Below are 25,011 nucleotides of genomic sequence, written 5' to 3' on the forward strand. Positions count from 1 at the left end.
GCGTCGCGAGCACGTTCTTCTTGCGGACCATGCCGCCGTAGAACAGCGCGAGACCCGGGATCGTCATGAACAGCACGAGCGCGGTGGAGGTCAGCATCCACGCGGTGTCGCCGGAGTTGATCTTCGATGAATCGACCGAGAACGGTGCGGTTGGGGTGGCCGGCGCGGCCGCGGCGGCGGCCGATGCATCGGCGGCGGCCGGTGCGCTTGCGGCCGGCGCGGCGGACGCATCGGCGGCGGGAGCCGAGGCCGCCGGGGCAGCGGCTGCGGCGGAGGCGTCCGGTGCGGGCGCGCTCGCCGTCGTATCGGGAACGGAGGCGGCTGCGGGAGCGGACGCATCGTCCGCGAGGGCGGTGCCGACACCGCCCGCGAGCAGCGAGCCGGCCATCAGCAGGGACATCATTAGTTTGCGCATCTTGGTTTTCCTCTTGTCGCTGTCCGTGTCGCTATGTTCTGGTCTTTTACAGTGCGTCCGCGCCGGTCTCGCCGGTGCGGATCCGAACCACCTGCTCGATCGGCGTGACGAAGATCTTGCCGTCGCCGATCTTGCCGGTACGCGCGGCGCGCTCGAGCGCCTCGATCGCCTGATCGACGATGTCGTCCGATACCGCCGCTTCGATCTTCACCTTCGGCAGAAAGTCGACGACGTATTCGGCGCCCCGATACAGCTCGGTGTGGCCCTTCTGCCGTCCGAAGCCTTTGACTTCGGTCACCGTGATGCCCGACACGCCGATCGCCGACAGGGCTTCGCGCGCTTCATCCAGCTTGAACGGCTTGATGATTGCGGTAATGAGTTTCATGAAATCCTCGCTAGTTGTTGCTGATCCGTTATGCCCCGTGGCGTATCCGTGACGGCGGTCTCCTGCGCTACCGGGAAAAGCGCCCTGGCAGTGCGCGCGCGGGGCAGTAACAGCAACTCCTATGCCATGTTGTGTCGGAGCGCGCCTCGCGCGCGTGGCGCAGCGCGCCCGAGCGGCCTTGTCCGAACGGCCAGCGGCGCGGCGGGCGGTGGCGCGGCGGGGGGATCGTTGCTAGAGTGTTCGAACGTTCTGAACGCGAGGGCGCGCACCAAACACGCTCACGCGGCCGCGGCAACCAATACGTCGCGCGCACCAGGATCGCCCGTTCGCCGTAACGGGGCACGGGCGCAATGAAACATGCACTTTTTTTGTGCACCAAGGGGAACACGATGAAACAACCGAACGACGTTTTTAACGACTTCCAGGCTCGCGTCAGCGATCTGTTCAAGAATTCGCCGGCCAAGGATGTCGAACGCAACGTCAAGGCAATGCTGTCGCAGGGCTTCTCGAAGCTCGATCTGGTCACGCGCGAGGAATTCGATACGCAGACCCAAGTGCTCGTGCGTACGCGCGCGCGCCTCGAAGAACTCGAGCGCCGCGTCGCCGAGCTCGAGCAGAAATTGCCGCTCACGCAGACGCCGTAAGCGCTGCTCGCAGCCTTCGCTGCGCAGTGCCGCTCATCACAGGCAAGCGGGCCGTGACGTCATCAGCGTTTTAGGGGATTTGCGCGCGATGTGAGCGCGCCGTCCGACGGGAGAGAATATGTCGCTTGCCGTGGTGCGCAGCCGCGCGCCGGCCGCTGGCCGTGCGCCCGAAGTGACCGTCGAGGTTCACCTCGCCAATGGGCTGCCGTCCTTTTCGATCGTCGGCCTGCCCGACCTGGAAGTGCGCGAGAGCCGTGAACGCGTGCGCGCGGCGCTGCAGAACTGCGGTTTCGATTTTCCAGTCCGCCGCATCACCGTCAACCTCGCGCCGGCCGATCTACCGAAAGAATCCGGTCGTTTCGATCTGCCGATCGCGCTCGGCATCCTCGCCGCAAGCGGGCAGATTCCCGTCGAATCGCTGCTCCATCGCGAGTTTGCAGGCGAGCTCTCGCTGACCGGCGCGCTGCGGCCGATGCGCGGCGCGTTCGCGATGGCCTGCGGCACCGCGCGCGGCGCTCTGGCGAACGCCGGCGACGCCGACGCTTCATCTGAAGCGCGTTCTGCTTTGCCCGCCCTCCTCGATCAACTAGCCGCACCGGCCTTCCATACCCCGCAGCTTTACCTGCCGGCCGCGAGCGCGGCGGAAGCGGCGCTCGTGCCCGGCGTCGACGTGTTCGGCGCCGCCGATCTGCCGTCGCTATGCGCGCATCTCGCAGGCTCGCCGGACGCGCGTCTTAGTCCTGTCGCCGCGCCCGAGCTCAACGAGCACGCCGCTGCCCCGGCGCCGGACATGGCCGACGTGATTGGCCAGCGCGCCGCTCGGCGCGCCCTCGAAGTCGCGGCGGCCGGCGGCCATCACGTCCTGCTGATCGGACCGCCCGGCGCCGGCAAGTCGATGCTCGCGGCACGCCTGCCCAGCTTGCTGCCGCCCATGACCGACGACGAAGCGCTCGCCTCCGCCGCGCTACTGTCCGCGAGCCGCATCGGCTTCAAGCCGTCGCAGTGGCGCCAGCGGCCGTTTCGCGCGCCGCACCATTCGTCGAGCGCGGCGGCGCTGGTCGGCGGACGCAATCCGCCGCAGCCTGGCGAGATCACGCTCGCGCATCTGGGCGTGCTTTTTCTGGACGAGCTTCCCGAATTCGATCGCGTGGTGCTCGAAACGCTGCGCGAGCCGCTCGAAGCTGGCCGCATCACGATCTCGCGCGCCGCCTGGCAAGCGGATTTCCCCGCCGCCTGCCAACTGATCGCCGCAATGAACCCGTGCCCGTGCGGCTGGCGCGGCGATCCGGGCGGGCGCTGCCGCTGTACGCCTGAAGTTGCGGCGCGCTATTTGCGTAAATTGTCGGGACCGCTGCTCGACCGCATCGACATCCAGCTCGAAATTCCAGCACTGACCGCCACCGAACTCGCAGCACGCGCCGCCACCACCGGCGAAGCAAGCGTGGCGATCGCAGAGCGCGTGAGCGCTGCGCGCGAGCGGCAACTGGCCCGGCAAGGCAAGACCAACCGCGAGCTGGACGGACGCGAAGTGGACGATGTATGCCGCCCGGACGCAGCGGGCGAGGCGCTGCTGCGCGAAGCCGGCGAGCGCTTTGGCTGGTCGGCGCGGGCGTACTACCGGGTGTTGAAGGTCGCGCGCACCGTCGCGGACCTGGCTGGCGCGGCGATGCCGAGCGCCGCGCAGGTCGCCGAGGCAATCCAATACCGCCGCGCTTTTGGCTCGTTATGAGGAGAAAAAACGACTGTCAAGACTTGACTTATTCACACATGCGCGATCCTGTTAGATTTGGATACAACTCAAAAGCGCGCAGACGAGCATCTCGCCAAGCCATTGATTTTATTGTATTTTTTTAAATTCCCTACGCCTGTGGATTTTGCCGGAAGGCCCGCCTGATGGGCTTTTGCGGCCATTGAGGCCGACTTCTCAACAGAGTTATCCACAGGCTGTGCGCGTAACTCAAAAATCTCAACGTAAACCGGCAATTAGCGTACAAACCTGCGAAGGAACTTTCACTGCGTTCGGCACTCCGAGGGGCGCCCGACCGGCCAAAAATACCGCATTCAGTACAGCTGGAACGACGAAAAAAACTGGTCGACCTGGTCTTGCGGCAGCGGTTGATCGGCGATGATCGCCGCCTGGTACACGTGCCGGCCGCGCGCGACGAGCCGCGCATACACCGTGCGCGTCTCGTGTCTGGCGCCCGCCGCGCCGCTCACCGTCATTTCCAGCCCCGGTATCTTGCCGCCCGCCGCCAGCGGGATTTGCGCTGGGTGAGCATCGGGCGTCGCGCCGACATTGCGCGCCAGTCCCGCGCGCAGGAAATCGAGCGCGGCACGCTGGGTCGCGTCGCTGTCGTCGGGCAGCATCACGGTGCCGACCGCAAAGACCGCATCGCCCGCTTCGGCGGTCTGCATTGCCATCTGCATCGGTGTGCCGCCGATCTGCACCGCGCGCTGATCGTTGTCCGGCTTGGCTGGGAAGTCGACCGTGTAGCCCTTGTCGTTGTTCATCACGGTGCGCCAGTCGAAGGTCGGTGAGCAGGCGCTGAGCGCGACGCCGAGCGCCAACGCGGCCGTCGCCGCGCCGATCACGGTTCGAGCGTGACCGGATCGCGTGAATGCGCGGAGAAATAGGCCCGCCGGTTGGAAGACGCCCGCACGGCGGGCGGGCAATCGGCTCGTCAACGGAAAACGGCAAGAAACGCGGGCAACTAAAGAGCAGACGCGAAGAACGGTTCGGAGCATGGGACGGAAGATCGGGCTTCTCGGAGCGTAAAGCGCCATTATCCGCTGATCGACTGCCGGGCCGACGCGCGGAGCGCAGTCGTCCCGCCATTTCGGCGCAGCCGAACCCATTGGAGCTAGAATAGAAGGGTTGTTCAGTACCGGCCCGCGGGCCACCACACCGCCCCATTGTTCCGCGCCGCGCGCGACTCACGAGGTTCCGTCCATGAGTTCCAATTCACCGACCGCCGTCCGGCGCACGAACCCGCTTCGCTATCTGATTGCGGTGGCCGTGGCCATTGCGCTCGCCGTCGCCGGTTACTTCGCGTTTGCCGGCCAGCAGCGCGTACCCGATGCGACCTTCACGCTGCTATCGGGACAGAAGCTCACGACAGCGGACCTCAAAGGCAAGGTTTATCTGGTCAACTTCTGGGCAACGAGTTGCGACACCTGCATGAAGGAAATGCCGCAGATGGTCGAGACCTATAACCGCTTCAAGGGCCAGGGCCTCGAATTCGTCGCGGTGGCAATGAACTACGACGCGCCGATGTACGTGACCAATTACACGCAAACGCGTCAGCTGCCGTTCAAGGTCGCGATGGACGACGGCTCGGCCGCCAAGCGGTTCGGCAACGTGCAGCTCACGCCGACCACCTTCGTCGTCGATAAAGACGGCAAGATCCTGAAGCGCTATGTCGGCGAGCCGCAGTTCGCGGAACTCGACCAGTTGCTCGCGAAAGCGCTGAAGGCTGGCGCGGCTTAAGCCGGCGCAAGCAGATCCCACGCGCCGGCGCAACCTCCCGCCGCCGGCGTCCGCCTTCACCGCTCCCCTTCCCCTTTGGCCGCAAGGCCATATCGCTTGATCTTCTCGTAGAGCGTCGCCTTGCCGAGCTGCAGCCGGTCCGCCGCGACCGCGACCACGCCGCCCGCGTGCTCCAACGCCTCGGCGATCATCGCGCGCTCGAACTGCTCGACACGCTCCTTCAGCGGATGGTTAGCCCCGCCGTCTTCGCCGAACGACAGCACCGGTTCGTCGGCGATGCCGAGCACGAAGCGGTCGGCGGCATTACGCAGCTCGCGCACGTTGCCCGGCCAGTCTCGCTGCATCAGACTCGCACGTTGGCGATCGGTGAGCATCGGCGCCGGCCGCTGATAACGGACGGCAGCATCGAGCAGGAAATGCTCGAACAGCGGCACGATGTCCTCGCGACGCTCGCTCAAAGGCGGCAGCGCGATCGTCACCACGTTGAGCCGGTACAGCAGATCGCGCCGGAACGAGCCATCCGCGACGTGCTCGGCCATGTCGCCTTTTGCAGCCGCGACCACGCGGCAATTGACGCGAATCGGCTGATTCGAGCCGAGCCGTTCCAGCACGCCGTCCTGCAGCACGCGCAGCAGCTTGACCTGCAGCGCGAGCGGCATGCTCTCGATCTCGTCGAGAAACAGCGTGCCGCCCGACGCATGTTCGAGCTTGCCGATCCGCCGTTTGGCCGCGCCGGTGAACGCGCCCGGCTCGTAGCCGAACATCTCCGATTCGAACATCGGCTCGGGCAGCGCGCCGCAGTTCACTGCGATGAACGGCTTGTCACGCCGCGGCGACAGCTCGTGCAGGCTGCGCGCGATCAGCTCCTTGCCCGCGCCGGTATCACCGTTGATCAGGACGGACGCATCGGTCGGCGCGACGTTGGCGATCAGCCGTCGCACCTGCTCGATCGCCGGACTGCGGCCGATGATGCGCGGCGCGACCGCGTTCTGCCCGGCCAGCTCACGGCGCAGCGCGAGGTTTTCGAGCACGAGCTTGCGGCGCTCCAGCGCGCGCCGCACGGTTTCGATCAGCCGCTCGGACGCGAACGGCTTTTCGATGAAGTCGTAGGCGCCATCGCGCATCGCCTGCACGGCCATCGAGATATCGCCGTGGCCGGTGACCAGAATCACCGGCACGTCGGGCGCGCGCTCGTGGCACTGCGCGAGCAGGTCGAGACCGCTCGCGCCGGGCAGCCGGATATCGCTGACGATCACGCCGGAGAAGTCCGCGCTGATCAGCTTCGCCGCGGCCTCGACCGACGCATGGCCGACCACGTCGAAGCCCGCCAGTTGCAGGCTCTGCACGCTCGCGCGGCGCACCAGTTCGTCGTCTTCGATATACAGCACTTGCAGGCCGTCGTTCATTGCGTGTTCCGGGTGATGCTTCGGGGTGAAATCAGGAGCCCGCGGTCAGCGAATCGTGCGAGGGGCTGGTCTGCACTCGCGCACGACGCAGCGTCAACACGAATGATGCGCCACCGTGCGGCGCGTTGCGCGCGACGAGCGAGCCGCCGCAATCGCGCGCGATCGACGATGAAATCGCGAGGCCAAGGCCGAGCCCCTGGCCCATTTCCTTCGTCGTGAAAAACGGTTCGAACAGGTGCGGCAACACGTCGTCGGGAATGCCGGGGCCGTTGTCGCCGACCGCGATCGACAGGTTCGCGTCGCCGGCCTCCACCTCGACCGTGATATGCGGCGGGTTCATGCCGGCGGTTGCGTCGAGCGCGTTGCCGAGCAGGTTGATCAGCACCTGTTCGAGCCGCAGATCGTCGCAATTCGCGACCAGCTCCGGATGATCGTCGGCGAGATTCAGCGGCGTGCGCGCGCCGCCTGCCGCAGCGGCGGCGTCGGTGTCGGTGTCGGTGTCGGCCGCGGTATCGATCAGCACGAACTCGAGTTCGACGCCCTGCAGGCGCTTTTGCAGCAACGCGACGACGTTGCGCAGGGCCCGCACGATCGACGCGCGCGCGCTGCGCGGCCGCGCGCGGCCGACGAACAGCTTCAGCTGGTTCGTGATCTTGCCCATGCGCTCGGTGAGCGCCGCGATCGCTTCGAGATTCTCGCGCGCCGATGCCTGATCGCCGCGTTCGAGCAGCACGCGCGTGTTATCGGAAAAACTGCGCAGCGCGGCGAGCGGCTGGTTCAGCTCGTGCGTGATGCCGGCCGCCATCTGACCGAGCGCGGCCAGCTTGCTCGCCTGGATCAGTTCGTCTTGCGCGGCGCGCAGTTCCTGCTCGGCGCGTGTACGCTCGGCGACTTCCTTGTGCAACTGCTCGTTCGCCTCGGACAGATCGGCGGTGCGCTCGGCGACGCGCTGGTTCAGCTCGGCATAGGCCTTCTGCAGCAGCGCGCGGCTGCGCATCATTTCGCGCACGCGCGCGCGCCGCATGCGCCAGTAGAACGCGAGCAGCACCAGCGACACATAGCCGAAGCCGGTGACGATGGTCGCCTTGCGCGCGTCGGCATCGACCGGATCGACCGGCGACATCGTGATCAGATGCCAGTCCGGCTCGCCCATGGCGTGACGTGACGCGAGGAAGCGCGGCGCGGAGCGCCCGCCGCCGATGCGCAGGATCTGCGCATTGCCTTCGAGTATGCGCTCGACCGTCACCGGTAGCGGCTCGATCGGCTGCTGCGCGTACTGGCGAGCCAGGTAGATCGAATCGGCGATCTGGCCGGGCAGCGGCCGAATCGTGTGGTACTTCCATGCCGGCACCGACGACAGGAAGATCACGCCATGATCGTCGGTGACGACGAGCGGCTCGGACGCGTCCACGCCCTGAAACCATTCGAGATCGAGCTTGACGACCGCCACACCGACGATCTTGCCGTCGCGCCGCACCGGCTGCGAGATGTAGTAGCCGGGCGCCTGCGAAATCGTGCCGATGCCGAAGAAGCGGCCGACGCCGCCTTTCATTGCATCGACGAAATACGGCCGGAACTGATAGCCCGCGCCGACGAAGCTGCCCGGCCCGCGCCAGTTGCTGGCGGCGATGCAGTAGCCGTCGAGCGAAATGATGTAGGTGACCGTCGCGCGCGCGTGGCGGTTCAGGTCGTCGAGATAGAGATTCGCGCGCTTGACGTTGGCGGGATTCGGATCGATCAGCACGTCCTGCACGATCGGATGCTCGGCGAGCAGATACGGCAGCGATTCGTAGCGTTCGAGCGTGCTCTTGAGCGCGCTCGCGGTGCGCTCGGCGCGCACGGCGGCGTTGCGCCGCAGCGTGTCGACTCCGCTTTTCCACGCAAGGCTGTAGGTGAGCCAGCATGCCGCCGCGAGCCCGGCTGCGAGCGCGAAGAGAATCAGCAGGCGGCGGGTCACGTTGGCAAAGTCCGATCGATGTGCATCGGACATTGTGGCATAGGGCGGCAAGGCGTCGCCGGCAGACGCGTCGCGGGCTGGGCCGCGACTTTTGCCGGCGGTCTCGCCGGCAGACGCCTCGAAAGGACGCGCGGACGCCGGTTTCATGCTTAAGCGTCCGCGCTGGTCACGACAGGGTTGGCGAGGCGCGATTCAAACGCCGGCCGGCTCTTTGACCGCCACCTCGCCGCGCAGCACCTTGTTCAGCTTGTTGCGATCGAGCTCCTTTTCCCAGGCCGACACGACGACCGTCGCGACACCGTTGCCGACGATGTTCGTCAGCGCGCGGCACTCGCTCATGAACCGGTCGATGCCAAGGATCAGCACCATGCCCGACAGCGGAATCGTCGGCACCACGGCCAGCGTCGCCGCGAGCGTGATGAAGCCCGCCCCGGTCACGCCGCTCGCACCCTTCGAGGTCAGCATCGTCACCGCGAGCAGCGTCAGCTGCTGGCCCCACGTAAGGTCGGTGTTGGTCGCCTGGGCGATGAACAGCACCGCCATCGTCATGTAGATGTTGGTGCCGTCGAGGTTGAACGAGTAGCCGGTCGGCACCACGAGGCCCACCACCGAGCGCGAGCAGCCGAGCTTTTCGAGTTTCAGCATCAGCTGCGGCAGCGCGGCTTCGGACGAGCTCGTGCCGAGCACGATCAGCATCTCTTCCTTGATGTATGCGACGAAACGCAGGATGTTGAAGCCCACCGCCCGCGCGATCGCGCCGAGCACGACCACCACGAACACGATCGAGGTCAGATAGAACGTGCCGACCAGCTTGAGCATCGGCAGCAGCGAGCCGATGCCGTACTTGCCGATCGTGAAGGCCATCGCGCCGAACGCGCCGATCGGCGCGAGCTTCGTGATGATGCGCACCATGCCGAACAGGATGTGCGAGAGCCCTTCGATGAAGTTGGTCACCGGCTTGCCCTTCTCACCGGCCGTCGCGAGCACGGCGCCGAACAGCAGCGCGATCAGCAGGATCTGCAGGATCTCACCCTGCGCGAACGCCGACAACAGCGTGTCCGGAATGATGTGCATGAAGAAGTCGACCGTCGACTGGCCGTGCGCCTTCGCGGCATACGACGCAACCGCGCGGCCGTCGAGCGAGGCCGGATCGACGTTGAAGCCGGCGCCGGGTCGCAGCAGGTGCGTGGCGGCGAGGCCGAGCACCAGCGCGAAGGTCGAGACGATTTCGAAGTACAACAGCGCCTTGCCGCCGACGCGTCCAACCTTCTTCATGTCCTCCATGCCGGCGATGCCCGTCACGACCGTGCAGAAGATGATCGGCCCGATCACCATCTTGATCAGCTTGATGAAGCCATCGCCGAGCGGCTTCATGTCAACGGCGAGGTTCGGGTAGAAATGCCCGAGTACGATGCCGACGATGATCGCCACGATCACCTGGACGTACAGCACTTTATGGATAGGTTTCTTCACGATGGTTCCTGCGAGGGATATGAGCTGATGACCCGCCGCGAAGCGCGACACGCGAACGAAACGTCGTCGCGCGGGCGCACGTTAGCGGACCGCTGCAAAGACGACGAATTCAGAAATACCGGGAAGGGAAATCGGACATTTTGTCTCCTTGCTTTTTTGTCGGGCCGTGGCGGCCACGCGCTTTCTTTCGCAAGGTCGATGCCAGTTTGATTTCAGACTGGAAGCCTTGATTTTTATGGGGTTTCCGGCACAGCTCGGCGCGCGCCGTCCGGGTTTCCGGAAATCCGGACGAGCGCTGTCGGGGAATCCGGAATTCGGTGCGCGCGCGTTTGCGGGGAAACCCGCAGGGGTTTGTGCGGAGCTTGCGAGCGCAACGTCACGTCAACAGATCGATCCGGTCCGTGCAGATCATGTCGACGCCCCATTCTTCGAGCAACCGCGCGCGCGCCGGATCGTTCACCGTGTAGGCGAGCACGCGCAGCCCGGCCGCGCGGATCCGCGCGACCAGCGGTTCGCTCAGATAGCGGTGACTCGCGTGCAGCGAGACGCAGTCGAGTTCGCGCACGATGCGCAGCCAGTCCGCCGGCACCCGCTCGAACAGCATGCCGCGCGGCAGCGATGGCGCGGCATCGCGCGCGGCGGCGAGCGCATCGAACGAAAACGACGACACCAGCGGCGGCGTCTGCCCTTGCCAAAGCTCGAGCGCGCCTTGGGCGACCAGTGCGCCGGTGATGACTTCGCGGCCCGGACACGGCTTGATCTCGATGTTCGCCGCGATGCCGTCGCGCGCGCAACGCTCGGCCGCGTCGGCCAGCGTCGGCAGCCGCGTGCCGGCGAACTCCGCGCCGCGCCACCCGCCGGCATCCAGAGCGGCGAGTTGCTGCCATGTGTGCGTGGCCGCCGGCCCGTGGCCGTTGGTCGTGCGATCGAGCGTGTCGTCATGCAGCAGGAACAGCGCGTTGTCGGCGGACAGCTTCGCGTCGAATTCGACCATGCGATAGCCGTAGCGCACGCAGGCGTCGAAACCGGCCAAGGTGTTTTCCGGCGCAAGCGTACCGCCGCAGCGGTGCGCGATCAGCCGCGGATAAGGCCATTGTGCGGAGGTCCCGCGATCCATCGGGGTTGCCACGTGTCGTTTCCTTGCTGATAGAAGAGCGGTCTATGAAAAAAGCCCGCACATCGGCGGGCTTTTCGTTTCTGCGGGCGTGAAGCGAGGCAACAGCGGCGAGGTGCGAGCGCGTCAGACCACGCCGGCTCCATGCGCCTGCACGTCGGCGTGATAGCTCGAACGAACCATCGCGCCCACCGCGGCGTGCGAGAAGCCCATCTTGTACGCCTCTTCCTCGTACATCTTGAAGGTGTCCGGATGCACGTAAGCGCGGACCGGCAGATGGTGCTCCGACGGCTGCAGGTACTGGCCGATCGTCAGCATGTCGACGTCGTGCTCGCGCAGATCGCGCATCACTTGCAGGATTTCCTCTTCGGTTTCGCCGAGGCCGACCATCAGGCCGGATTTGGTCGCGACGTGCGGATGCAGCGCCTTGAAGTCCTTCAGCAGCTTCAGCGAATGCGCGTAATCCGACCCCGGGCGCGCTTCCTTGTACAGACGCGGCACCGTTTCGAGGTTGTGGTTCATCACGTCGGGCGGCGCCGCATTCAGGATGCCGAGCGCGCGGTCGAGGCGGCCACGGAAGTCCGGCGTCAGGATTTCGATACGCGTTTGCGGCGACAGCTCGCGCGTCTGACGGATACATTCGACGAAGTGCGCCGCGCCACCGTCGCGCAGATCATCACGGTCGACGCTGGTGATCACCACGTACTTCAACTTCAGCGCAGCGATGGTGCGCGCGAGGTTGGCCGGTTCGTCGGCGTCGAGCGGATCGGGACGGCCGTGGCCGACGTCGCAGAACGGGCAGCGGCGCGTGCACTTGTCGCCCATGATCATGAAGGTCGCGGTGCCCTTGCCGAAACATTCGCCGATGTTCGGGCAGCTCGCCTCTTCACACACCGTGTGAAGATTGTGCTCGCGCAGGATCTGCTTGATCTCGTAGAAGCGCGAATTGCCGGTGGCCGCCTTCACGCGGATCCAGTCCGGCTTCTTCAGCTTTTCGATCGGAACGACCTTGATCGGGATGCGCGCGGTCTTGGCTTGCGCTTTCTGCTTTGCGGTGGCGTCGTAGGCAGCGGGGGCCGGCACGCCTTCGGGCGCGGGGGCGGCTGCTGCGGAATTCGCGGTTACGTCAGTCATTCGTTCGATCCAGTCAGGCGGTGAGCGCACCGGCCTGCGGTTGGGCGACGGCCGCGGGATTGCCGTCGAGGTTTGCGGTGAGACTTGCTGCGAGGGTACGGGCCACGTCGTCCCAGCCGGCGGCGATGCCGAGCGTCGCCATGTCGACTGTTTCGAGCCCCGCGTAGCCGCATGGATTGATCGCGAGAAACGGCCGCAGGTTCATGTTCACGTTCAGACTCACGCCGTGATAGCTGCAGCCGTTGCGGATTTTCAGGCCAAGCGCCGCGATCTTGGCGCCGGCATGGAGCCCGGCGTCGGGCCCGGGCGCCACGTAGATGCCGGGGGCGCCCGCCTTGCGTTCTCCGGCGAGATTATACGCCGCGAGGGTGTCGATCACGGCCTGCTCGATCCGGGTGACCAGCTCGCGCACCATCAGCTTGCGCCGGCGCAGGTCGAGCAGCAGATAGGCGACCACCTGGCCGGGCCCGTGATACGTGATCTGCCCGCCGCGGTCGACCTTGACGAGCGGAATGTTGCTGTCTGCCGCGAGCAGGTGCGCCGGATCGCCGGCCTGGCCGAGCGTGAAGACGGGCGGATGCTCGACGAGCCAGATTTCGTCGGCGGTTTCGGCGGTGCGGGCGTCGGTGAAGGCGCGCATCGCGTCGAAACTGGCTTCGTAGGGTTCGCGGCCGAGCCAGCGCAGCATGAGCGGCTCGATGGCAGGTAGCGGAGACGGAGAGACCGGGGTGGCGCACATGATTCCGGGAGTTTACCGAAATCTCGGAAACCGCGCCCGCGGCCACCGGGAACCTGCACAGCCGGGGCCGGTACGCTGCCGGCCCCGGCGTCATGCACGGGTTTTGCGCCGCGCCACCGTCAAACGGTGCGCCAGCCGCCGCGCACACGCATCATCCAGCGCTCGCCGATGCGAGCGAGCCAGTTCAGCGCGCGCTCGTCGCAGCGCGTCGGCACCGAGAACGTAACCTTCGCGAACGTGGCGCCCTCGGCGCTGAGCCAGAGCCGCTCGCCGCGCCGCAGATGCAGCGTCTGCCCGGGCTGCAGCCAGTAGTCCTTCGTGTCGTCGCTGCGCGTGACCCACACCGCGCCGCCATGCACGCGCAACTTCGTGCTGCGCGCGACCTTCAGCGGCAGCGTGTCGCCAGTGCGGATTTCATATGCAATACTAGAGGAAATTTCTCGCATGAGGCCCTCGCCAAAAATCGTTTCATGACTAGAATCCTATGTGCAGCAAGGACTTGGGCAAAACGATCAATTTTCACGTCTATGTGAGAAATATTGCGATGGACCTGCGTCAACTCCCCGCCCTGAACGCGATCAAGGCGTTCGAAGCCGCCGCCCGCCACGAAAGCTTTTCGCGCGCCGCCGACGAATTGTTCGTCACGCACGGCGCGGTCAGCCACCAGATCCGCGCGCTCGAGGCCGAGCTCGGCGTGTCGCTGTTCGCGCGCGACGGCAAGCGCGTGCGCCTCACCGAAACCGGCCGTCGCTACGCCACCCAGGTGCGCGCCGCGTTGATGGAGCTCGCCGACGCGACTCGCGCGATCCGTGCCGGCGACCGCGAGCGGCGCCTCGTGATATCGATGCTGTCGTCGTTCGCGGCACGCTGGGTGACGCCGCGCATCGGCAGCTTTATCGAGGCAAATCCGCAGTGGGATCTCGAGTTGCTGACCACCAATGCGCTGACGGACTTCGCGCGCGACGACGTCGACGTCGCGATCCGTTTCGGCTTCGGCAAATATCCGGGGCTGCACGCCGAGCTGCTGCTCGACGAGATTTTCTTCCCCGCCTGCTCGCCCAACTTCAACGGCGGCAAGCTGCCGCAAACCCCGGCCGATCTCGCCAAAGTCCCGCTGCTGCGCTCCGACGACGAGCTATGGCGCCCATGGTTCGACGCCGCCGGCCTCACCGACTGGCCGGAGCCGAAGCGCGGCGTGCTGTATCAGGATTCGTCGAATCTGTTGCAGGCGGCCGTCGACGGCCAGGGGGTCGCGCTGACGCGCCGCTCGCTCGCGATGCACGAAATCGCGGCGGGCCGGCTCGTGCGGCTCTTTGATGTGGATGGGCCGAGCCCGTGGCAATACTATTTGGTCTGCCTGCCGCAGACGCTGGGGACCGCGCGGGTCAAGGCGTTTCGCGACTGGTTGTTCGACGAGGTGGCGCGCTTCAGGCTGCTGTTCGATCTCGCCTGCGAGGCGGGTCCCGCGGCGAGCGCGCGCCTGGCGGCGCAGGGAGTGACGGCGGACGCGTTGCGCGTCGCGCCGTAAGGTGAAAAACCGCGCGGTGTTACAGCACGACCTTGACCATCGGATGGCCGGTCAGCGCGCGATAGATGTCGTCGAGATGCGCGCGGCTCGTCGCCCGCACGTGGACGGTCAGCCCCGTGTAGGTGCCGCTGCTCGACGGCCGCGTCTCGACGCGCGACGCATCGACCTCGCTATCGAACACGCGCACCACTTCGACGATCGTCGCGGCAAACTCGGGGTGCGATTTGCCCATGATCTTGATCGGGAAATCGCAGGGGAATTCAAACAGTGAGTCGTTCTCGGGATTCATTCTCTACTCCTTCTTCCGCCGCGGCGGCTTCAGCCGCCTTGGCTCGCTGATACGCCGCATACAGCTCCGCAAACACCGCGCCCGGGCGGCCCGCGCCGACCGGCGCGCCATCGAGCCGCGTGACCGGCAGCACTTCCTTGGTCGCCGAGCTGACGATGATTTCATCGGCCGCGCGCACTTCAGCTTCGGTGATGTCGCGCGCTTCGAAGCGGATACCGCATTCGGCCGTCAGCTCCTCGATGAGCCCATAGCGGATCCCTTCGAGAATCCTGTTGCTGCGCGGCGGCGCGGCCAGCACGCCGTCCTTCACGATCCACACGTTCGACGACGACCCTTCGGTCAGCAAACCATCGCGGAACTGCAGCGTCTCGAAGGCGTCGTTTTCGGCCGCGTATTGCGCCATCAGCACGTTGCCGAGCAGCGACACCGACTTGATGTCGCAATTGAGCCAGCGACGATCCTCGGCGCTCACGCACGGGACACCGCTTGCGCGCTGCGCGGCGGCGGGCAGGTTCAGCGCGGTGACCATCACGAACACGGTCGGCTTCACGCCGGCCGGAAATGCGTGAGCGCGCTTCGCCACGCCACGCGTGACCTGGATGTATGCGATCGCGTCCTGATCGGCACGCAAGCCGCCGTCCGTTTCGTTGGCCTCGGCCACGCGTCCGATCAGCTCGCGCCAGCCAGCGTCGTCGAGCGGATTGGCGATGCCGATCTTGCCGACCGAGCGCGCGAGACGCGCCAGATGCTGCTTCAGACGAAACGCGGTGCGCCGTCCGCTCGCGTGCGCGTACAACGGCGCCACTTCGTAAATGCCGTCGCCGAAAATGAAGCCGCGGTCGAGCACCGGCACGCGCGCTTCGGACAACGGCACCAGTTCGCCGTTCAGATGAACGATCGGGTCCGGCGAAACCTCGGAGACAACGGTCATTGCGACGTAGCCCTTACTTTTTCTTGTTGAACATCAGCATCAGCGAATCCCACACGCGGCCCACCACACCGGCTTGCTGCACGGGCTGCAGCGCGACCACCGGGAATTGCGCGAGCACCTTGCCGTCGGCGACGAGCTTGGCGGTGCCGATCTGCTGGCCGTTTGCGATCGGCGCGACGAGCGGATCGTTGAGTTCGATCTGCGGCTTCGCCTTGTCGGCGGCGCCCTTCGGCAGCGTGATGTACTGGTCGCTTTTCACGCCGACCTGCACGCTGTCCTGCGAACCCTTGTAGACGCGCGGCGTGGCCACGACCTGGTTCGCCTTGTACAGACGCGTCGTGTCGTAGGCGGTGTAGCCGTAGTTGAGCATCTTCAGGCTGTCCTGCACGCGGTCGTGCTCCTTGGTCTCGCCCATCATCACCGAGACGAGACGGCGCGACGCGTCGGTCGTGCCCGGCAGCGGACGCTTCGCGCTCGCGATCAGGCAGTAGCCGGCCGCTTGCGTGTGACCGGTCTTCAGACCGTCGACGGTCGGGTCGATCCACAGCAGACGGTTGCGGTTCGGCTGCTTGATCTTGTTGTACGTGAATTCCTTGACCGAGAAGATGTTGTAGTACTCGGGATAGTCGCGAATCAGGCGGGCCGACAGGATCGCGAGATCGCCCGCGGTCGTGTAGTGCTGCGGGTCGGGCATGCCGTTCACGTCGGCGAAATGCGTGTGCGTCATGCCGAGCTTTTGCGCCTCCTTGTTCATCATGTCGACGAACTGCGCCTCGCTGCCGCCCACCAGTTCGGCGAGCGCAATTGCCGCGTCGTTGCCCGACTGCACGATCATGCCGTACACGAGGTCGTGCACGGTCACCGGCTTGAGCGCCTCGATGAACATGCGCGATTCGTCGTTGCGCACGCGCCGCACGGCTTCGCTCGGCTCGATGCTCTGATCCATCGTGATCTTCTTCGTGTCGAGCGCCTCGAACACGAGATACGCGGTCATCAGCTTGGTCAACGACGCCGGCTCGACGCGCTCGTCGGCATTGGCGGACGCGAGCACCTGGTTGCTGGTCGCGTCGACGAGCACCCACGAGCGCGCGCTGACGCCCGGCGGCGGCACCTGCGCGAACGCGGTGCTGGCGACGAGCGTGGCCGGCAGCACGAGGCCGACGGCGATGGCGCGATTGAGCGAAGCGGGAACGAAAGAAGCGAGTGACGGGAATGACGTGCGGCCAGAGGAGGAGAAACGCATAGGGTCGATTCGTGCAGAAAAATTCGTTGCGCGACAGCGCGCGGAGTTGGGGGAGCCGGTCGGCGGGGCATCTGGCCGTAAAACGGCGGGCGCCCGTTGGACTGATGGCGACGCAATCGGTTCGCGAGCGCAGCGCTGCGCACCCGGCCGCGCCCTCCCGCGAAATGATTCCGCGGCGCGCGATTCTGCCGGCTGGGCGGCGCTGTGCCCAAAAAAAGAGCGCCCATTATACGCGCGCTACCTGGTCAGCTTCGCGCGCGTGTCGTCGATTTGCACACGTTTGCGCGCACCTGTCCCCCGCAAAATGCGCGTCGCGCGTTTTCAGCGCCAGGCGTCGACGATGATCCGCTTCAGGATGTGAAGCTTGCGATGCAGAAAGTGCTCGGCGCCCGGAATCACGACGACCGGCAGTTCCTGCGGCCGCGCCCAGTCGAATACGGACTGGACGGGAACGGTCTCGTCGACTTCGCCGTGGATCACGAGTGTGCTTTCGGGCACGGGTGCGACGTCCCAGCGGCTCGCCGCGGTACCGACGAACACGATGCGCTCGATTTCCCGGCCTTCATCGCGCAGCTTCGCCGCGACGTGCGACAGCACCACGGTGCCGAACGAAAAGCCCGCCAATACGAGCGGCAGATCGCCGTAGTCCGGATCTGCGCGCATGTGCTCGAGCACCGCGCGCAGATCGTCGCGCTCGCCGACGCCCGCGTCGTGCTCGCCCTGGGTCTGGCCGACGCCGCGGAAATTCGACCGGTAAGTGACGTAGTTCAGCTGCACGAGCGTGCGCGCGAGGGTCTGCGCGACCTTGTTGTCCATCGTGCCGCCAAACAGCGGATGCGGATGCGCGACGAGCGCGATGCCGCGTGGCGCGGCGCCTTTTTCGCGCACGCCGTCGGGCAGGTCCAGCGCGACCTCGATCTTGCCGACCGGGCCGTCGATCAGATACTTCTTCGTGTTGACGTTCATCGGGATGGATCGTTTTGTGGTTCGCGCTATTGATCGATCTTCAGACGCTCGACGATCTTGCCGTTCGCAAGATGCGATTCGACGATCTCGTCGATGTCGCTCTCGTCGACGTAGGTGTACCAGACCGCCTCGGGATACACGACGAGCGTCGGGCCCAGTTCGCAGCGATCGAGGCAGCCGGCCTTGTTGATGCGCACCTGGCCGGGCCCGGCCAGGCCGAGTTGCTTCACGCGTTGTTTCGCGTATTCCTGCATCGCCTGTGCGTTGCAGTTCGCGCAGCTCGGACGCTCGGCGCCGGGGTCGCGTTGATTCAGACAGAAGAAAACGTGGTGCTTGTAGAAGGAATCCATGATGTTCGGGAGGCGAGCCTGAAAGGAAGTGCAATGGCGGTGCGGACGATTATAGCGACCGGGCTGTGCGGGCGTCGGGACCTGGCGGCCGGCGCGCAAGCACGTCACGCCCGCCTCGCGCGCCGCTTGAGCCACGCCCGCTCGACCGCGAACGCGAGCCACACCAGTGCCGCATAGGGCCATATCCATGCGAGCCAGCGCGCGAGCCCGTTGAAATGCAGATAGCGTCCCTGCCGCCAGTCGGCGAGCACGGCGTCGAAATACGGGTTCACCGGCAGCAGATTGACGAACACGAGTGCGACGACCAGCGCGACCCCGGCGAGCGTCGCACGCAACCGCCGCCGCAGCGGCAGCGCGACGAGCGCCGCGACGGTGCCGCACACGAGTCCGATTAGCGCGCCGGGCGTCGCCCAGTCGAACGCGAGGCCCGATTGCGATTGCAGGAACGTCGCGCCGGCCTTCACGCACAAGGTCGCGACGATGAACACGAACAACAGGCGCACGCGCGGCGCATGACGGCGCGTCGGCAGCGATGCAAGCGCGAGCGCCGCGAACAGGTTTAGCGCCGTGATCAGCGCTTCCCATGTGTCGTCGTCCAGCCACGCGGCGGCCGCCGCCGGCCATGCGCCGACATGCCACGCGGACGGCGTCCACGCGAGCAGCGCGTCCTGGGTGGCCGGATCGACGCTCAGCCACAGCGCGCGCGGCCAGTTGCCGAGACCGAACAGACGCGGCGACGGATACATCGTCGCAAACGGCCACGCGGCGACGAGGCACGCGAGCGTCGCATGGCCGCGCTCGAACCACAGCAACCGCAAACGCCTGAGCAGGCCGCGGTCGAGCAGCGCGCCGGTCAACGGCGACATCACCGCCGCGCCGACGAGCGCGCCCAGCGTGTTGGCGGCGAGATCGAGATTGGAGGCGACGCGTGTCGGCAGATAGGTCTGCACGGCTTCCATCGTGCCTGACAGCAGACCGCCCAACACGAACGCGAGCGCGACGGCCAGCGTGCCGCGCCAACGCGGGTACACCGCGAGCACCACCAGCGCGCCGAACGGCATATAGCCGAGCACGTTGGTGACGACGTCGAACGCCGTCAGGTACTGCGGCATCGGATCGAACAGATAGGCGAACGGCGTGATGCCGAGCGAGCGCCAGCCCGAGAACGGATACCACGACCCGTAGACGATCAGCGCCGTGTAAAGCAGCAGCGCCTGACGGGCCAGCGTCGACGGGCGGCGCAGCCAGGGGCGTTCGCTCATGCAGCGCTCCGTTGCGTGCGCTGCCCGCCCGTCATTGCGCGGCGACCAGCGCCTGCGAGCCGAGCCACGTGGTGATCTGCGCGACGAGGTCGTCGCTGGCCGCGGCGAGCGCCCGCGCGCCGCCGGCCGCATCCGCCGAATGCGCGGGCGCGTGCGCGACGAAGGTCTGCTGGCCGATCACCTTGCCGCCCTGCATCAGCGTCGCGCGCGCGGTGATCGCGCCGTGGCTGTCCGTCTGGCTGTCGAACACCTGCTCGAACTCGGTCAGATCGACCCGCAGCACCGGCGCGCTCACGCCGTCCGCGCCCGTCAGCACGGTGCCGCGCTCGCTCAGCGCGTTGCGCAGGCGCTGCGTCAGCAGTTGCGACGGCATCATCGTCCAGTGGCTGTTGGCGTAGGCGGCCGTCTGCTGCGCGTCGGCGTAGCTCAGCCGATAAGTCATCCGGTCGGATTCGAGCACGGACGGCGCGCTGACCTCCAGCACCTTGACGGCCGGCAGCCGGCTCGCCGCGGCGGCCTGCGGCGGTGGTCCGAAGTCGTAGCGGACATCCGACACCACTGCGGACGTGCCCGCGCAGCCCGCCGCCAGCACGCCGAACGCAAGCAGCGCCGCGAGCGCGGCGCGCGCGGACAACAGTCGGTGAATCGAGCGTGACATGGGCATCTTCCTCTGTTCTAGCCTGCGGATTCAGTGAGCTGCGGGCGCGGTAGCGGCGGGCCACGCGAAGCCGGCCTCGCCCGGACCCGGCGCCGGGCGCGGCGCGCCGAACAGCACGCTGCGCGGATTGGTGTTGAAGGTGTCGGCGGCGCGGTCGATCGATTGCGCCGCCGCGCGCACGTCCTCGGTCAGCGAATTGACGCGCGGCAGCGTCTCGTAGCCGACCCGGGCGGACAGGTCCTGCAGCGACATGTTCATCTGCGCGAGCGCATCGCCCGCCTGCTGCGCGGCCGTGCCGACCTTGTCCAGATTGCGCTCGAGGGGCCCGTCCGGACGGTTCAGGCCGGTGATCATCTGGTTGGTCGACGCGAGCGTGCGGTTCAGCTGGTCGATCGTGCCGGGCAGCTTGCTGGCGACGGGCGCCATCTCACGAGTCAGCGTCGCGACGCCCGAGGCCGCCTGCGCGATGCTCGCCGCGGTGTCGTGCAGCTGCGCGACCATTTCCGGCGAGAGCATGTTGTTCACGTTGTCGGTGACTTTTTCGAGCTTGCGCAGCAGCACGTCGCCGCGTTGCTGCAACTGGTCGAACAGACCCGGGCGCATCGGCAATTGTGCGACCTTTTGGGCCGACGACGGCAGCGGGGTCAGATCGCGCCCGGTATCGTCGAGCTGGATGAACGCGATGCCGGTCACGCCCTGCAAGCCGAGGCTGCCGAACGTCGAATGCGTGATCGGCGCGTGCTCGTCGACCATGATGCGGATCAGGATCTGCCCCGGATGTTTCGGATCGAACTTGATCGACTGCACACGGCCGACGTCGAGCCCGCGAAAGCGCACCGCCGCGTCCGCAAAGAGGCCGTTCACGCTGGTGCGCGCGATCAGGTCATACGGCACCCGCTCGGTGCGGTCGACGTTGAACAGATACGCCGCCAGCGCGATCGCCGCCGTCAGCACGACCGTGAAGAGCCCGGCCCAGAACGCATGCGCTTTGTTTTCCATTGTCAGTTTCCCTGGTTCATAGCGGCCCGGTTCATGGCGGCCCGCCTCACAGCGGCAACTCGGACGACGCCGGCTCGAGCGCCGCCTGCGGCAGCTTCGCGCGGCGCTCCGGCGGCAGCGCCTGCAGCGCGCGGCGCCCGCGCAGGCCGAGGAAATATTCGTGGATGAACGGATGGTCGACGCCCGCGGCCTCCTCGACCGGCGCGTTGACGAGCACTTTGCGATCGGCCAGCACGGCCACGCGTGTCGACAGTGCGACCATCGTATCGAGATCGTGCGTGATCATCACGACCGTCAGACCGAGCGCGCGATGCAGCCCTGAGATCAGCTCGACGAATTCGTCGGACGCCTCCGGGTCGAGGCCGGCGGTCGGTTCGTCGAGGAACAGCAGTTCGGGTTCGAGCGCGATCGCGCGCGCGATGCCAACCCGCTTGATCATGCCGCCCGACAGCGCCGATGGCATCTTCGACGCGTGCTTGCACGGCAGCCCGACCATTTCGAGCTTCAGCATCACGATGTCGCGCAGCAGGTCTTCGGGCACCTTGCCGAGCTCGCGCACCGGTTGCGCGACGTTGTCGAACACCGACAGCGACGAGAACAGCGCGCCGCGCTGGAACAGCATGCCGGAGCGGCTGCGCATCAGCAGCGCGGTGTCGGGCGAGATCGTTGCGAGGTCTTCGCCGAACAGCTTGATCGTGCCCCTGGACGGGCGCTCGAGGCCGAGAATCTGCCGCACCAGCGTGGTCTTGCCCGAACCCGAGCCGCCGACGATCGACACGATCTCGCCGCGCCGCACCTCGAGGCTCAGATGCTGATGCACGATGTTGCGGCCGTAGCGCTTGGTGATGTCGATCACCTCGATCACCGGCTCGGCGATCGACGGTACGGGTTGGCCGCGTACGGCTTCGGTGAGTGGCGCGATCATCCTAGCCCCACGTTTTGAAAGAGGATCGCGAACACCGCGTCCGCGAGAATCACGATGGTGATCGACGTGACCACCGAGGTCGTCGTGCCTTCGCCGAGACTCTGCGAATTGGCTTTGATACGGAAGCCGAAATGACAGCCGGCGATCGCGATCAGCATGCCGAATACCGCGCCCTTGCCAAGCCCGATCCACAGGTTCGCGATCGGCACGACGTTCGGCAGCTGGCGCGCGAAGAAGCTCATGTCGATGCCGAGCACGAGCTTCGCGGCGAGCGCGCCGCCCGTCAACGAGATCACGTTGGTCCACATCACGAGCAGCGGCATCGCGACGGCCAGTGCGATCACGCGCGGCAGGATCAGCCGCAGGCCGTGCGGGATGCCCATTACGCGCATCGCGTCGAGCTCCTCGGTCACGCGCATCACGCCGATCTGCGCGGTGATCGCCGAGCCCGAGCGGCCCGCCACCAGAATCGCCGACAGCACCGGGCCGAGTTCGCGAATCACCGCGAGGCCGAGAATATTGACGATGAACTGGTTCGCGCCAAACATGCGCAATTGCTGTGCCGACAGATAGCTCAACACGATGCCGATCAGGAACGCGACCAGCGCGGTGATCGGCAGCGCCCGAGCGCCGGCGTTGTAGATGTTCGCGGAGATTTCGGTCCACGGCGTGAGTTTCGGCTTGCGCACGATCGCGAGCAGATCGAGCACGAAGCGCCCGAGCATCGCGACGCCGCCCTGCATGTGCTCGACGAACGAGAAGAGCCCGAGGCCCAGACGCGTAAAGGGATCGAGGCGCGTGACCGGCTCGGCGCTCTCGCGCACCGTGTCGAGCAGCGCGATGCGCTCGAAGATGTCGCGCTGCGTGTCCGTGAGCGCGGTGCCCGGCGGCATCTTGCGGCCCCACACGCGCCACAGCGCCTGGCCGCCGACGTGGTCCATCCTGTCGACGCGCGACAGGTCCCACTCGCCGATGCCCTGCGCGCCGGTCAGCGAACGCAGTTCCGGAATCACGTGCCCGGTGTCGCGATCGCGCGCGAGCGCGAGCGCCGTCCACTGGCCCGAGAGACGGACGATCTTGCCTTGGCTGCCGGCCGCGACTTCAAGGCCGGGCGGAGTGTCATTGTTCAAGGATCGCGTGAATCTGGTTATCGGATTAGCGGCCATTGTAACGAAGGCTCGGCCGCCGGTCCGCACTGATGCACATCGATCGGCGTCGCCGTTCACCGCTGCGCATTCGAGTCCCGGGCGGGTTCGCTGTGGCTACAATATGGGACATGAATGCCTCCAAGACTCCCGCCTCCCCGTCCGCAGCGACAAGCGCGGCACCAGCCTCGTCGTCGGCTTCGACCGACTGGCGCATCGATCGCGAACGCGCGGTCAAGCTGTTCGGCGCGCATGCGCATGACTGGCCGATCGAAATCGTCGAAGAAACCGGCTCGACCAACGCCGACCTGATGGCCCACGTGAAAGCCCTGCCGCGCCGCGCGAACGCGCTGCCGCGGCCGATCGTGCGGGTCGCGTATCTGCAGACCGCTGGGCGCGGCCGCCGTGGGCGGCCGTGGTACGCGGAGCCCGGCAACGCGCTGCTGTTTTCGGTCGCGTGCGTCTTGCCGCGACCGCTCGAAGGGCTCGGGGGCTTGAGTCTCGCGGTGGGCGTCGCGCTCGTCGACGGGCTGCGCTCGCTGCCGGTCGCGGGTCCCGGACAGATCGCGCTGAAGTGGCCGAACGACGTGCTGCTCGAAGGCGACAAGCTCGCCGGCATCCTGATCGAAACCGCGTGGAGCACCGACGACGCGAGCGCGGTCGTGATCGGCATCGGCACCAACGTGAAAGGCGCCGACGAACTCGCGGCGAAGGTCGGCGCGCTGAACGCCGAGGTACCGCCGCAGGCGCTCGGCACCGTGCCGACCGCGTTGCAACGCTCGCTGCCGAACGCGAATCTGACCGATACGCTGGCAGCCGAATTGAACGCGCTCGAACCGATGCTGCAGCGCTTCGGCGCCGAAGGCTTCGCGCCGTTCCAGCCGCGCTGGAACGCGGTGCATGCTTACGCGGGCCGCGACGTCGTGCTGCTCGAACAAGGCCAGGAGCTCGCGCGCGGCGTCGCGGCGGGCGTTGACGAGCGTGGCCAGTTGCTGCTCGATACGGCTGAGGGCCGCCAGAGCATCGCGACCGGCGACGTGTCGCTGCGTCTCGCCCACGGTGTCGCATGACGCAGCGCGCGCCATATCTGCTGATCGACGCGGGCAATAGCCGGATCAAGTGGGCGCTGGTGCAGCCCGATGGGACGCAGTTGGCGAGCGGCGCGCTCGCGCATGACGGCCTTGCCGGGCCACGCGCGCGGTCGGGTGCGCAACCCGCTTGGACTGACTGGCCGGCGCCATGCGGCGCGTGGCTCTCCAACGTCGCGGGCGCGGAGGTCGCGACGCACATCGCGGCGCTCGTCGACGCGCACTGGCCGCGACTGCCGCTCGCGACGATCCGCGCAAGTGCTCGTCGATGCGGCGTGACCAATTGCTACACGACACCGGACTCGCTCGGCAGCGACCGCTGGGCCGGCATGATCGGCGCGCACGCGACCTTTCCCGGCGAGCATCTGCTGCTCGCGACCTTCGGCACCGCGACGACGCTCGAGGCCTTGCGCGCCGATGGCGCGTTTATCGGCGGATTGATTGCGCCGGGCTGGACGCTGATGATGCGCTCGCTCGGTGAGCACACCGCGCAACTGCCGATGCTCGACGCCGCGCACGCGCGCGGCCTGCTCGACGCCGCCGATACCACCGGCGCGGTCCGTCGCGGGCCGTTCTTCGCAACGGATACGCCGCGCTCGCTGTCGGCGGGCTGCACGCTGGCGCAGGCCGGATTGATTGAGCGGATGTGGCGGGACCTGCAGGATGAGTGGCAGGTGCCGGTGCGTCTCGTAGTCAGCGGCGGCGCCGCCGACGAAGTGGCGAGCGCCCTGAAAGTGCCGCATACTCGCCACGATTCGCTGGTGCTGTCAGGGCTTGCGCTGATCGCAGCCGAGGATACGGCGCGGCAAAGCGGCTGATTGCCTGCCGTGGCTAGCGTTCGATTCACGACCGGGTGGCGCGTGATGTACGTGT

The 25,011-nt window shown here is 66.8% G+C and carries 25 protein-coding genes and 1 pseudogene; 6 read left to right on the forward strand and 20 right to left on the reverse strand.

The features are described from left to right. Positions 1–415: pseudogene (locus F6X37_RS36995) on the reverse strand (ammonium transporter); the annotation flags it as partial. Between the two features lie 46 nt (positions 416–461). Next, positions 462–800 (reverse strand): P-II family nitrogen regulator, encoded by a 339-nt coding sequence (locus tag F6X37_RS20060; protein WP_013088261.1) that lies wholly within the window; start codon positions 798–800, stop codon positions 462–464. Positions 801–1,189: 389 nt separating this feature from the next. Here F6X37_RS20060 and F6X37_RS20065 point away from each other — a divergent pair, with 389 nt between their 5' ends. Together F6X37_RS20065 and F6X37_RS20070 are read left to right on the forward strand one after the other, a co-directional pair. Further along, on the forward strand, positions 1,190–1,444 hold the full coding sequence (locus F6X37_RS20065; protein WP_026228952.1) for an accessory factor UbiK family protein: 255 nt from the start codon (positions 1,190–1,192) through the stop codon (positions 1,442–1,444). 118 nt (positions 1,445–1,562) lie between these two features. Then, the gene (locus F6X37_RS20070; RefSeq protein ID WP_187612516.1) at positions 1,563–3,173 is read left to right on the forward strand and encodes a YifB family Mg chelatase-like AAA ATPase; all 1,611 of its coding nucleotides are present in this window, start codon (positions 1,563–1,565) and stop codon (positions 3,171–3,173) included. A 332-nt stretch (positions 3,174–3,505) separates the two neighbouring features. Here the strand turns inward: F6X37_RS20070 and F6X37_RS20075 are convergent, their stop codons facing one another. Continuing rightward, positions 3,506–4,228, reverse strand: a complete 723-nt coding sequence (locus F6X37_RS20075) for a hypothetical protein (protein WP_410451384.1) — start codon at positions 4,226–4,228, stop codon at positions 3,506–3,508. Between the two features lie 166 nt (positions 4,229–4,394). Between F6X37_RS20075 and F6X37_RS20080 the strand changes: the two genes are divergently transcribed. Beyond that, on the forward strand, positions 4,395–4,931 hold the full coding sequence (locus F6X37_RS20080) for a TlpA disulfide reductase family protein (protein ID WP_184026536.1): 537 nt from the start codon (positions 4,395–4,397) through the stop codon (positions 4,929–4,931). 56 nt (positions 4,932–4,987) lie between these two features. On the opposite strand, the gene F6X37_RS20085 is transcribed toward F6X37_RS20080, so the two are convergent. The 7 genes from F6X37_RS20085 to F6X37_RS20115 form a co-directional block, all read right to left on the reverse strand. Next, complete coding sequence (locus F6X37_RS20085) at positions 4,988–6,337, reverse strand: sigma-54-dependent transcriptional regulator (protein ID WP_187612517.1); 1,350 nt, start codon at positions 6,335–6,337, stop codon at positions 4,988–4,990. Between the two features lie 31 nt (positions 6,338–6,368). Then, positions 6,369–8,441, reverse strand: a complete 2,073-nt coding sequence (locus tag F6X37_RS20090; protein ID WP_187612518.1) for an ATP-binding protein — start codon at positions 8,439–8,441, stop codon at positions 6,369–6,371. 45 nt (positions 8,442–8,486) lie between these two features. Then, a complete protein-coding gene (locus F6X37_RS20095) occupies positions 8,487–9,767 on the reverse strand; it encodes a dicarboxylate/amino acid:cation symporter (protein WP_187612519.1) in 1,281 nt (426 codons plus the stop codon). Positions 9,768–10,143: 376 nt separating this feature from the next. Beyond that, positions 10,144–10,896: a glycerophosphodiester phosphodiesterase gene (gene ugpQ, locus F6X37_RS20100; RefSeq protein WP_187612520.1), complete on the reverse strand. Its 753-nt coding sequence runs from the start codon at positions 10,894–10,896 to the stop codon at positions 10,144–10,146. Positions 10,897–11,007: 111 nt separating this feature from the next. After that, positions 11,008–12,015 (reverse strand): lipoyl synthase, encoded by a 1,008-nt coding sequence (gene lipA, locus F6X37_RS20105; RefSeq protein WP_187612521.1) that lies wholly within the window; start codon positions 12,013–12,015, stop codon positions 11,008–11,010. Positions 12,016–12,028: 13 nt separating this feature from the next. Continuing rightward, positions 12,029–12,754, reverse strand: coding sequence for a lipoyl(octanoyl) transferase LipB (gene lipB, locus F6X37_RS20110; protein WP_187612522.1), 726 nt, complete (start codon positions 12,752–12,754; stop codon positions 12,029–12,031). A 119-nt stretch (positions 12,755–12,873) separates the two neighbouring features. Further along, the gene (locus F6X37_RS20115) at positions 12,874–13,200 is read right to left on the reverse strand and encodes a DUF2917 domain-containing protein (protein WP_184002639.1); all 327 of its coding nucleotides are present in this window, start codon (positions 13,198–13,200) and stop codon (positions 12,874–12,876) included. Between the two features lie 98 nt (positions 13,201–13,298). Between F6X37_RS20115 and F6X37_RS20120 the strand changes: the two genes are divergently transcribed. Continuing rightward, on the forward strand, positions 13,299–14,282 hold the full coding sequence (locus F6X37_RS20120; protein ID WP_184062584.1) for a transcriptional regulator GcvA: 984 nt from the start codon (positions 13,299–13,301) through the stop codon (positions 14,280–14,282). 19 nt (positions 14,283–14,301) lie between these two features. On the opposite strand, the gene F6X37_RS20125 is transcribed toward F6X37_RS20120, so the two are convergent. The 10 genes from F6X37_RS20125 to F6X37_RS20170 all read right to left on the reverse strand — a co-directional run bounded on the left by F6X37_RS20125 (position 14,302) and on the right by F6X37_RS20170 (position 23,035). Continuing rightward, complete coding sequence (locus F6X37_RS20125) at positions 14,302–14,571, reverse strand: DUF493 family protein (protein WP_129960330.1); 270 nt, start codon at positions 14,569–14,571, stop codon at positions 14,302–14,304. Then, complete coding sequence (locus F6X37_RS20130) at positions 14,543–15,502, reverse strand: D-amino acid aminotransferase (protein ID WP_090802837.1); 960 nt, start codon at positions 15,500–15,502, stop codon at positions 14,543–14,545. The genes F6X37_RS20125 and F6X37_RS20130 overlap by 29 nt, the downstream gene beginning before the upstream one ends. Positions 15,503–15,515: 13 nt before the next feature. Continuing rightward, positions 15,516–16,745 (reverse strand): D-alanyl-D-alanine carboxypeptidase family protein, encoded by a 1,230-nt coding sequence (locus F6X37_RS20135; RefSeq protein ID WP_187612523.1) that lies wholly within the window; start codon positions 16,743–16,745, stop codon positions 15,516–15,518. Positions 16,746–17,066: 321 nt separating this feature from the next. Then, positions 17,067–17,711, reverse strand: a complete 645-nt coding sequence (locus F6X37_RS20140) for an alpha/beta hydrolase (protein ID WP_090802833.1) — start codon at positions 17,709–17,711, stop codon at positions 17,067–17,069. A 26-nt stretch (positions 17,712–17,737) separates the two neighbouring features. Continuing rightward, positions 17,738–18,061 (reverse strand): (2Fe-2S) ferredoxin domain-containing protein, encoded by a 324-nt coding sequence (locus tag F6X37_RS20145; protein WP_090802831.1) that lies wholly within the window; start codon positions 18,059–18,061, stop codon positions 17,738–17,740. A gap of 104 nt (positions 18,062–18,165) precedes the next feature. Next, complete coding sequence (locus tag F6X37_RS20150) at positions 18,166–19,323, reverse strand: VanZ family protein (protein WP_187612524.1); 1,158 nt, start codon at positions 19,321–19,323, stop codon at positions 18,166–18,168. A gap of 31 nt (positions 19,324–19,354) precedes the next feature. Beyond that, positions 19,355–19,981 carry an ABC-type transport auxiliary lipoprotein family protein gene (locus F6X37_RS20155; protein WP_187612525.1) on the reverse strand — a complete coding sequence of 209 codons (627 nt, stop codon included), beginning with the start codon at positions 19,979–19,981 and terminating at the stop codon, positions 19,355–19,357. A 30-nt stretch (positions 19,982–20,011) separates the two neighbouring features. Next, entirely contained in the window at positions 20,012–20,980 is a 969-nt protein-coding gene (locus F6X37_RS20160) for an MlaD family protein (RefSeq protein WP_187612526.1), read from the reverse strand. Positions 20,981–21,026: 46 nt separating this feature from the next. Beyond that, on the reverse strand, positions 21,027–21,905 hold the full coding sequence (locus F6X37_RS20165; protein WP_090802824.1) for an ABC transporter ATP-binding protein: 879 nt from the start codon (positions 21,903–21,905) through the stop codon (positions 21,027–21,029). After that, positions 21,902–23,035: an MlaE family ABC transporter permease gene (locus tag F6X37_RS20170; RefSeq protein WP_090802823.1), complete on the reverse strand. Its 1,134-nt coding sequence runs from the start codon at positions 23,033–23,035 to the stop codon at positions 21,902–21,904. The genes F6X37_RS20165 and F6X37_RS20170 overlap by 4 nt, the downstream gene beginning before the upstream one ends. A gap of 146 nt (positions 23,036–23,181) precedes the next feature. On the opposite strand from F6X37_RS20170, the gene F6X37_RS20175 reads away from it, so the two are divergent. Together F6X37_RS20175 and F6X37_RS20180 are read left to right on the forward strand one after the other, a co-directional pair. Beyond that, the gene (locus F6X37_RS20175) at positions 23,182–24,120 is read left to right on the forward strand and encodes a biotin--[acetyl-CoA-carboxylase] ligase (protein ID WP_187612527.1); all 939 of its coding nucleotides are present in this window, start codon (positions 23,182–23,184) and stop codon (positions 24,118–24,120) included. After that, positions 24,117–24,956, forward strand: a complete 840-nt coding sequence (locus F6X37_RS20180; protein WP_187612528.1) for a type III pantothenate kinase — start codon at positions 24,117–24,119, stop codon at positions 24,954–24,956. Before F6X37_RS20175 ends, F6X37_RS20180 begins: the two co-directional genes overlap by 4 nt. The last annotated feature ends 55 nt before the right edge of the window (positions 24,957–25,011 follow it).

This window comes from Paraburkholderia sp. 31.1, assembly GCF_014397645.1.
GTDB lineage: Bacteria > Pseudomonadota > Gammaproteobacteria > Burkholderiales > Burkholderiaceae > Paraburkholderia > Paraburkholderia tuberum.

Coding starts and splice junctions, on each gene's coding strand:
- F6X37_RS20060 (WP_013088261.1), bottom strand. CDS start 800: ATGAAACTCATTACCGCAATCATCAAGCCGTTCAAGCTGGATGAAGCG.
- F6X37_RS20065 (WP_026228952.1), top strand. CDS start 1,190: ATGAAACAACCGAACGACGTTTTTAACGACTTCCAGGCTCGCGTCAGC.
- F6X37_RS20070 (WP_187612516.1), top strand. CDS start 1,563: ATGTCGCTTGCCGTGGTGCGCAGCCGCGCGCCGGCCGCTGGCCGTGCG.
- F6X37_RS20075 (WP_410451384.1), bottom strand. CDS start 4,228: ATGGCGCTTTACGCTCCGAGAAGCCCGATCTTCCGTCCCATGCTCCGA.
- F6X37_RS20080 (WP_184026536.1), top strand. CDS start 4,395: ATGAGTTCCAATTCACCGACCGCCGTCCGGCGCACGAACCCGCTTCGC.
- F6X37_RS20085 (WP_187612517.1), bottom strand. CDS start 6,337: ATGAACGACGGCCTGCAAGTGCTGTATATCGAAGACGACGAACTGGTG.
- F6X37_RS20090 (WP_187612518.1), bottom strand. CDS start 8,441: ATGAAACCGGCGTCCGCGCGTCCTTTCGAGGCGTCTGCCGGCGAGACC.
- lipA (WP_187612521.1), bottom strand. CDS start 12,015: ATGACTGACGTAACCGCGAATTCCGCAGCAGCCGCCCCCGCGCCCGAA.
- lipB (WP_187612522.1), bottom strand. CDS start 12,754: ATGTGCGCCACCCCGGTCTCTCCGTCTCCGCTACCTGCCATCGAGCCG.
- F6X37_RS20115 (WP_184002639.1), bottom strand. CDS start 13,200: ATGCGAGAAATTTCCTCTAGTATTGCATATGAAATCCGCACTGGCGAC.
- F6X37_RS20120 (WP_184062584.1), top strand. CDS start 13,299: ATGGACCTGCGTCAACTCCCCGCCCTGAACGCGATCAAGGCGTTCGAA.
- F6X37_RS20125 (WP_129960330.1), bottom strand. CDS start 14,571: ATGAATCCCGAGAACGACTCACTGTTTGAATTCCCCTGCGATTTCCCG.
- F6X37_RS20130 (WP_090802837.1), bottom strand. CDS start 15,502: ATGACCGTTGTCTCCGAGGTTTCGCCGGACCCGATCGTTCATCTGAAC.
- F6X37_RS20135 (WP_187612523.1), bottom strand. CDS start 16,745: ATGCGTTTCTCCTCCTCTGGCCGCACGTCATTCCCGTCACTCGCTTCT.
- F6X37_RS20140 (WP_090802833.1), bottom strand. CDS start 17,711: ATGAACGTCAACACGAAGAAGTATCTGATCGACGGCCCGGTCGGCAAG.
- F6X37_RS20145 (WP_090802831.1), bottom strand. CDS start 18,061: ATGGATTCCTTCTACAAGCACCACGTTTTCTTCTGTCTGAATCAACGC.
- F6X37_RS20150 (WP_187612524.1), bottom strand. CDS start 19,323: ATGAGCGAACGCCCCTGGCTGCGCCGCCCGTCGACGCTGGCCCGTCAG.
- F6X37_RS20155 (WP_187612525.1), bottom strand. CDS start 19,981: ATGTCACGCTCGATTCACCGACTGTTGTCCGCGCGCGCCGCGCTCGCG.
- F6X37_RS20160 (WP_187612526.1), bottom strand. CDS start 20,980: ATGGAAAACAAAGCGCATGCGTTCTGGGCCGGGCTCTTCACGGTCGTG.
- F6X37_RS20165 (WP_090802824.1), bottom strand. CDS start 21,905: ATGATCGCGCCACTCACCGAAGCCGTACGCGGCCAACCCGTACCGTCG.
- F6X37_RS20175 (WP_187612527.1), top strand. CDS start 23,182: ATGAATGCCTCCAAGACTCCCGCCTCCCCGTCCGCAGCGACAAGCGCG.
- F6X37_RS20180 (WP_187612528.1), top strand. CDS start 24,117: ATGACGCAGCGCGCGCCATATCTGCTGATCGACGCGGGCAATAGCCGG.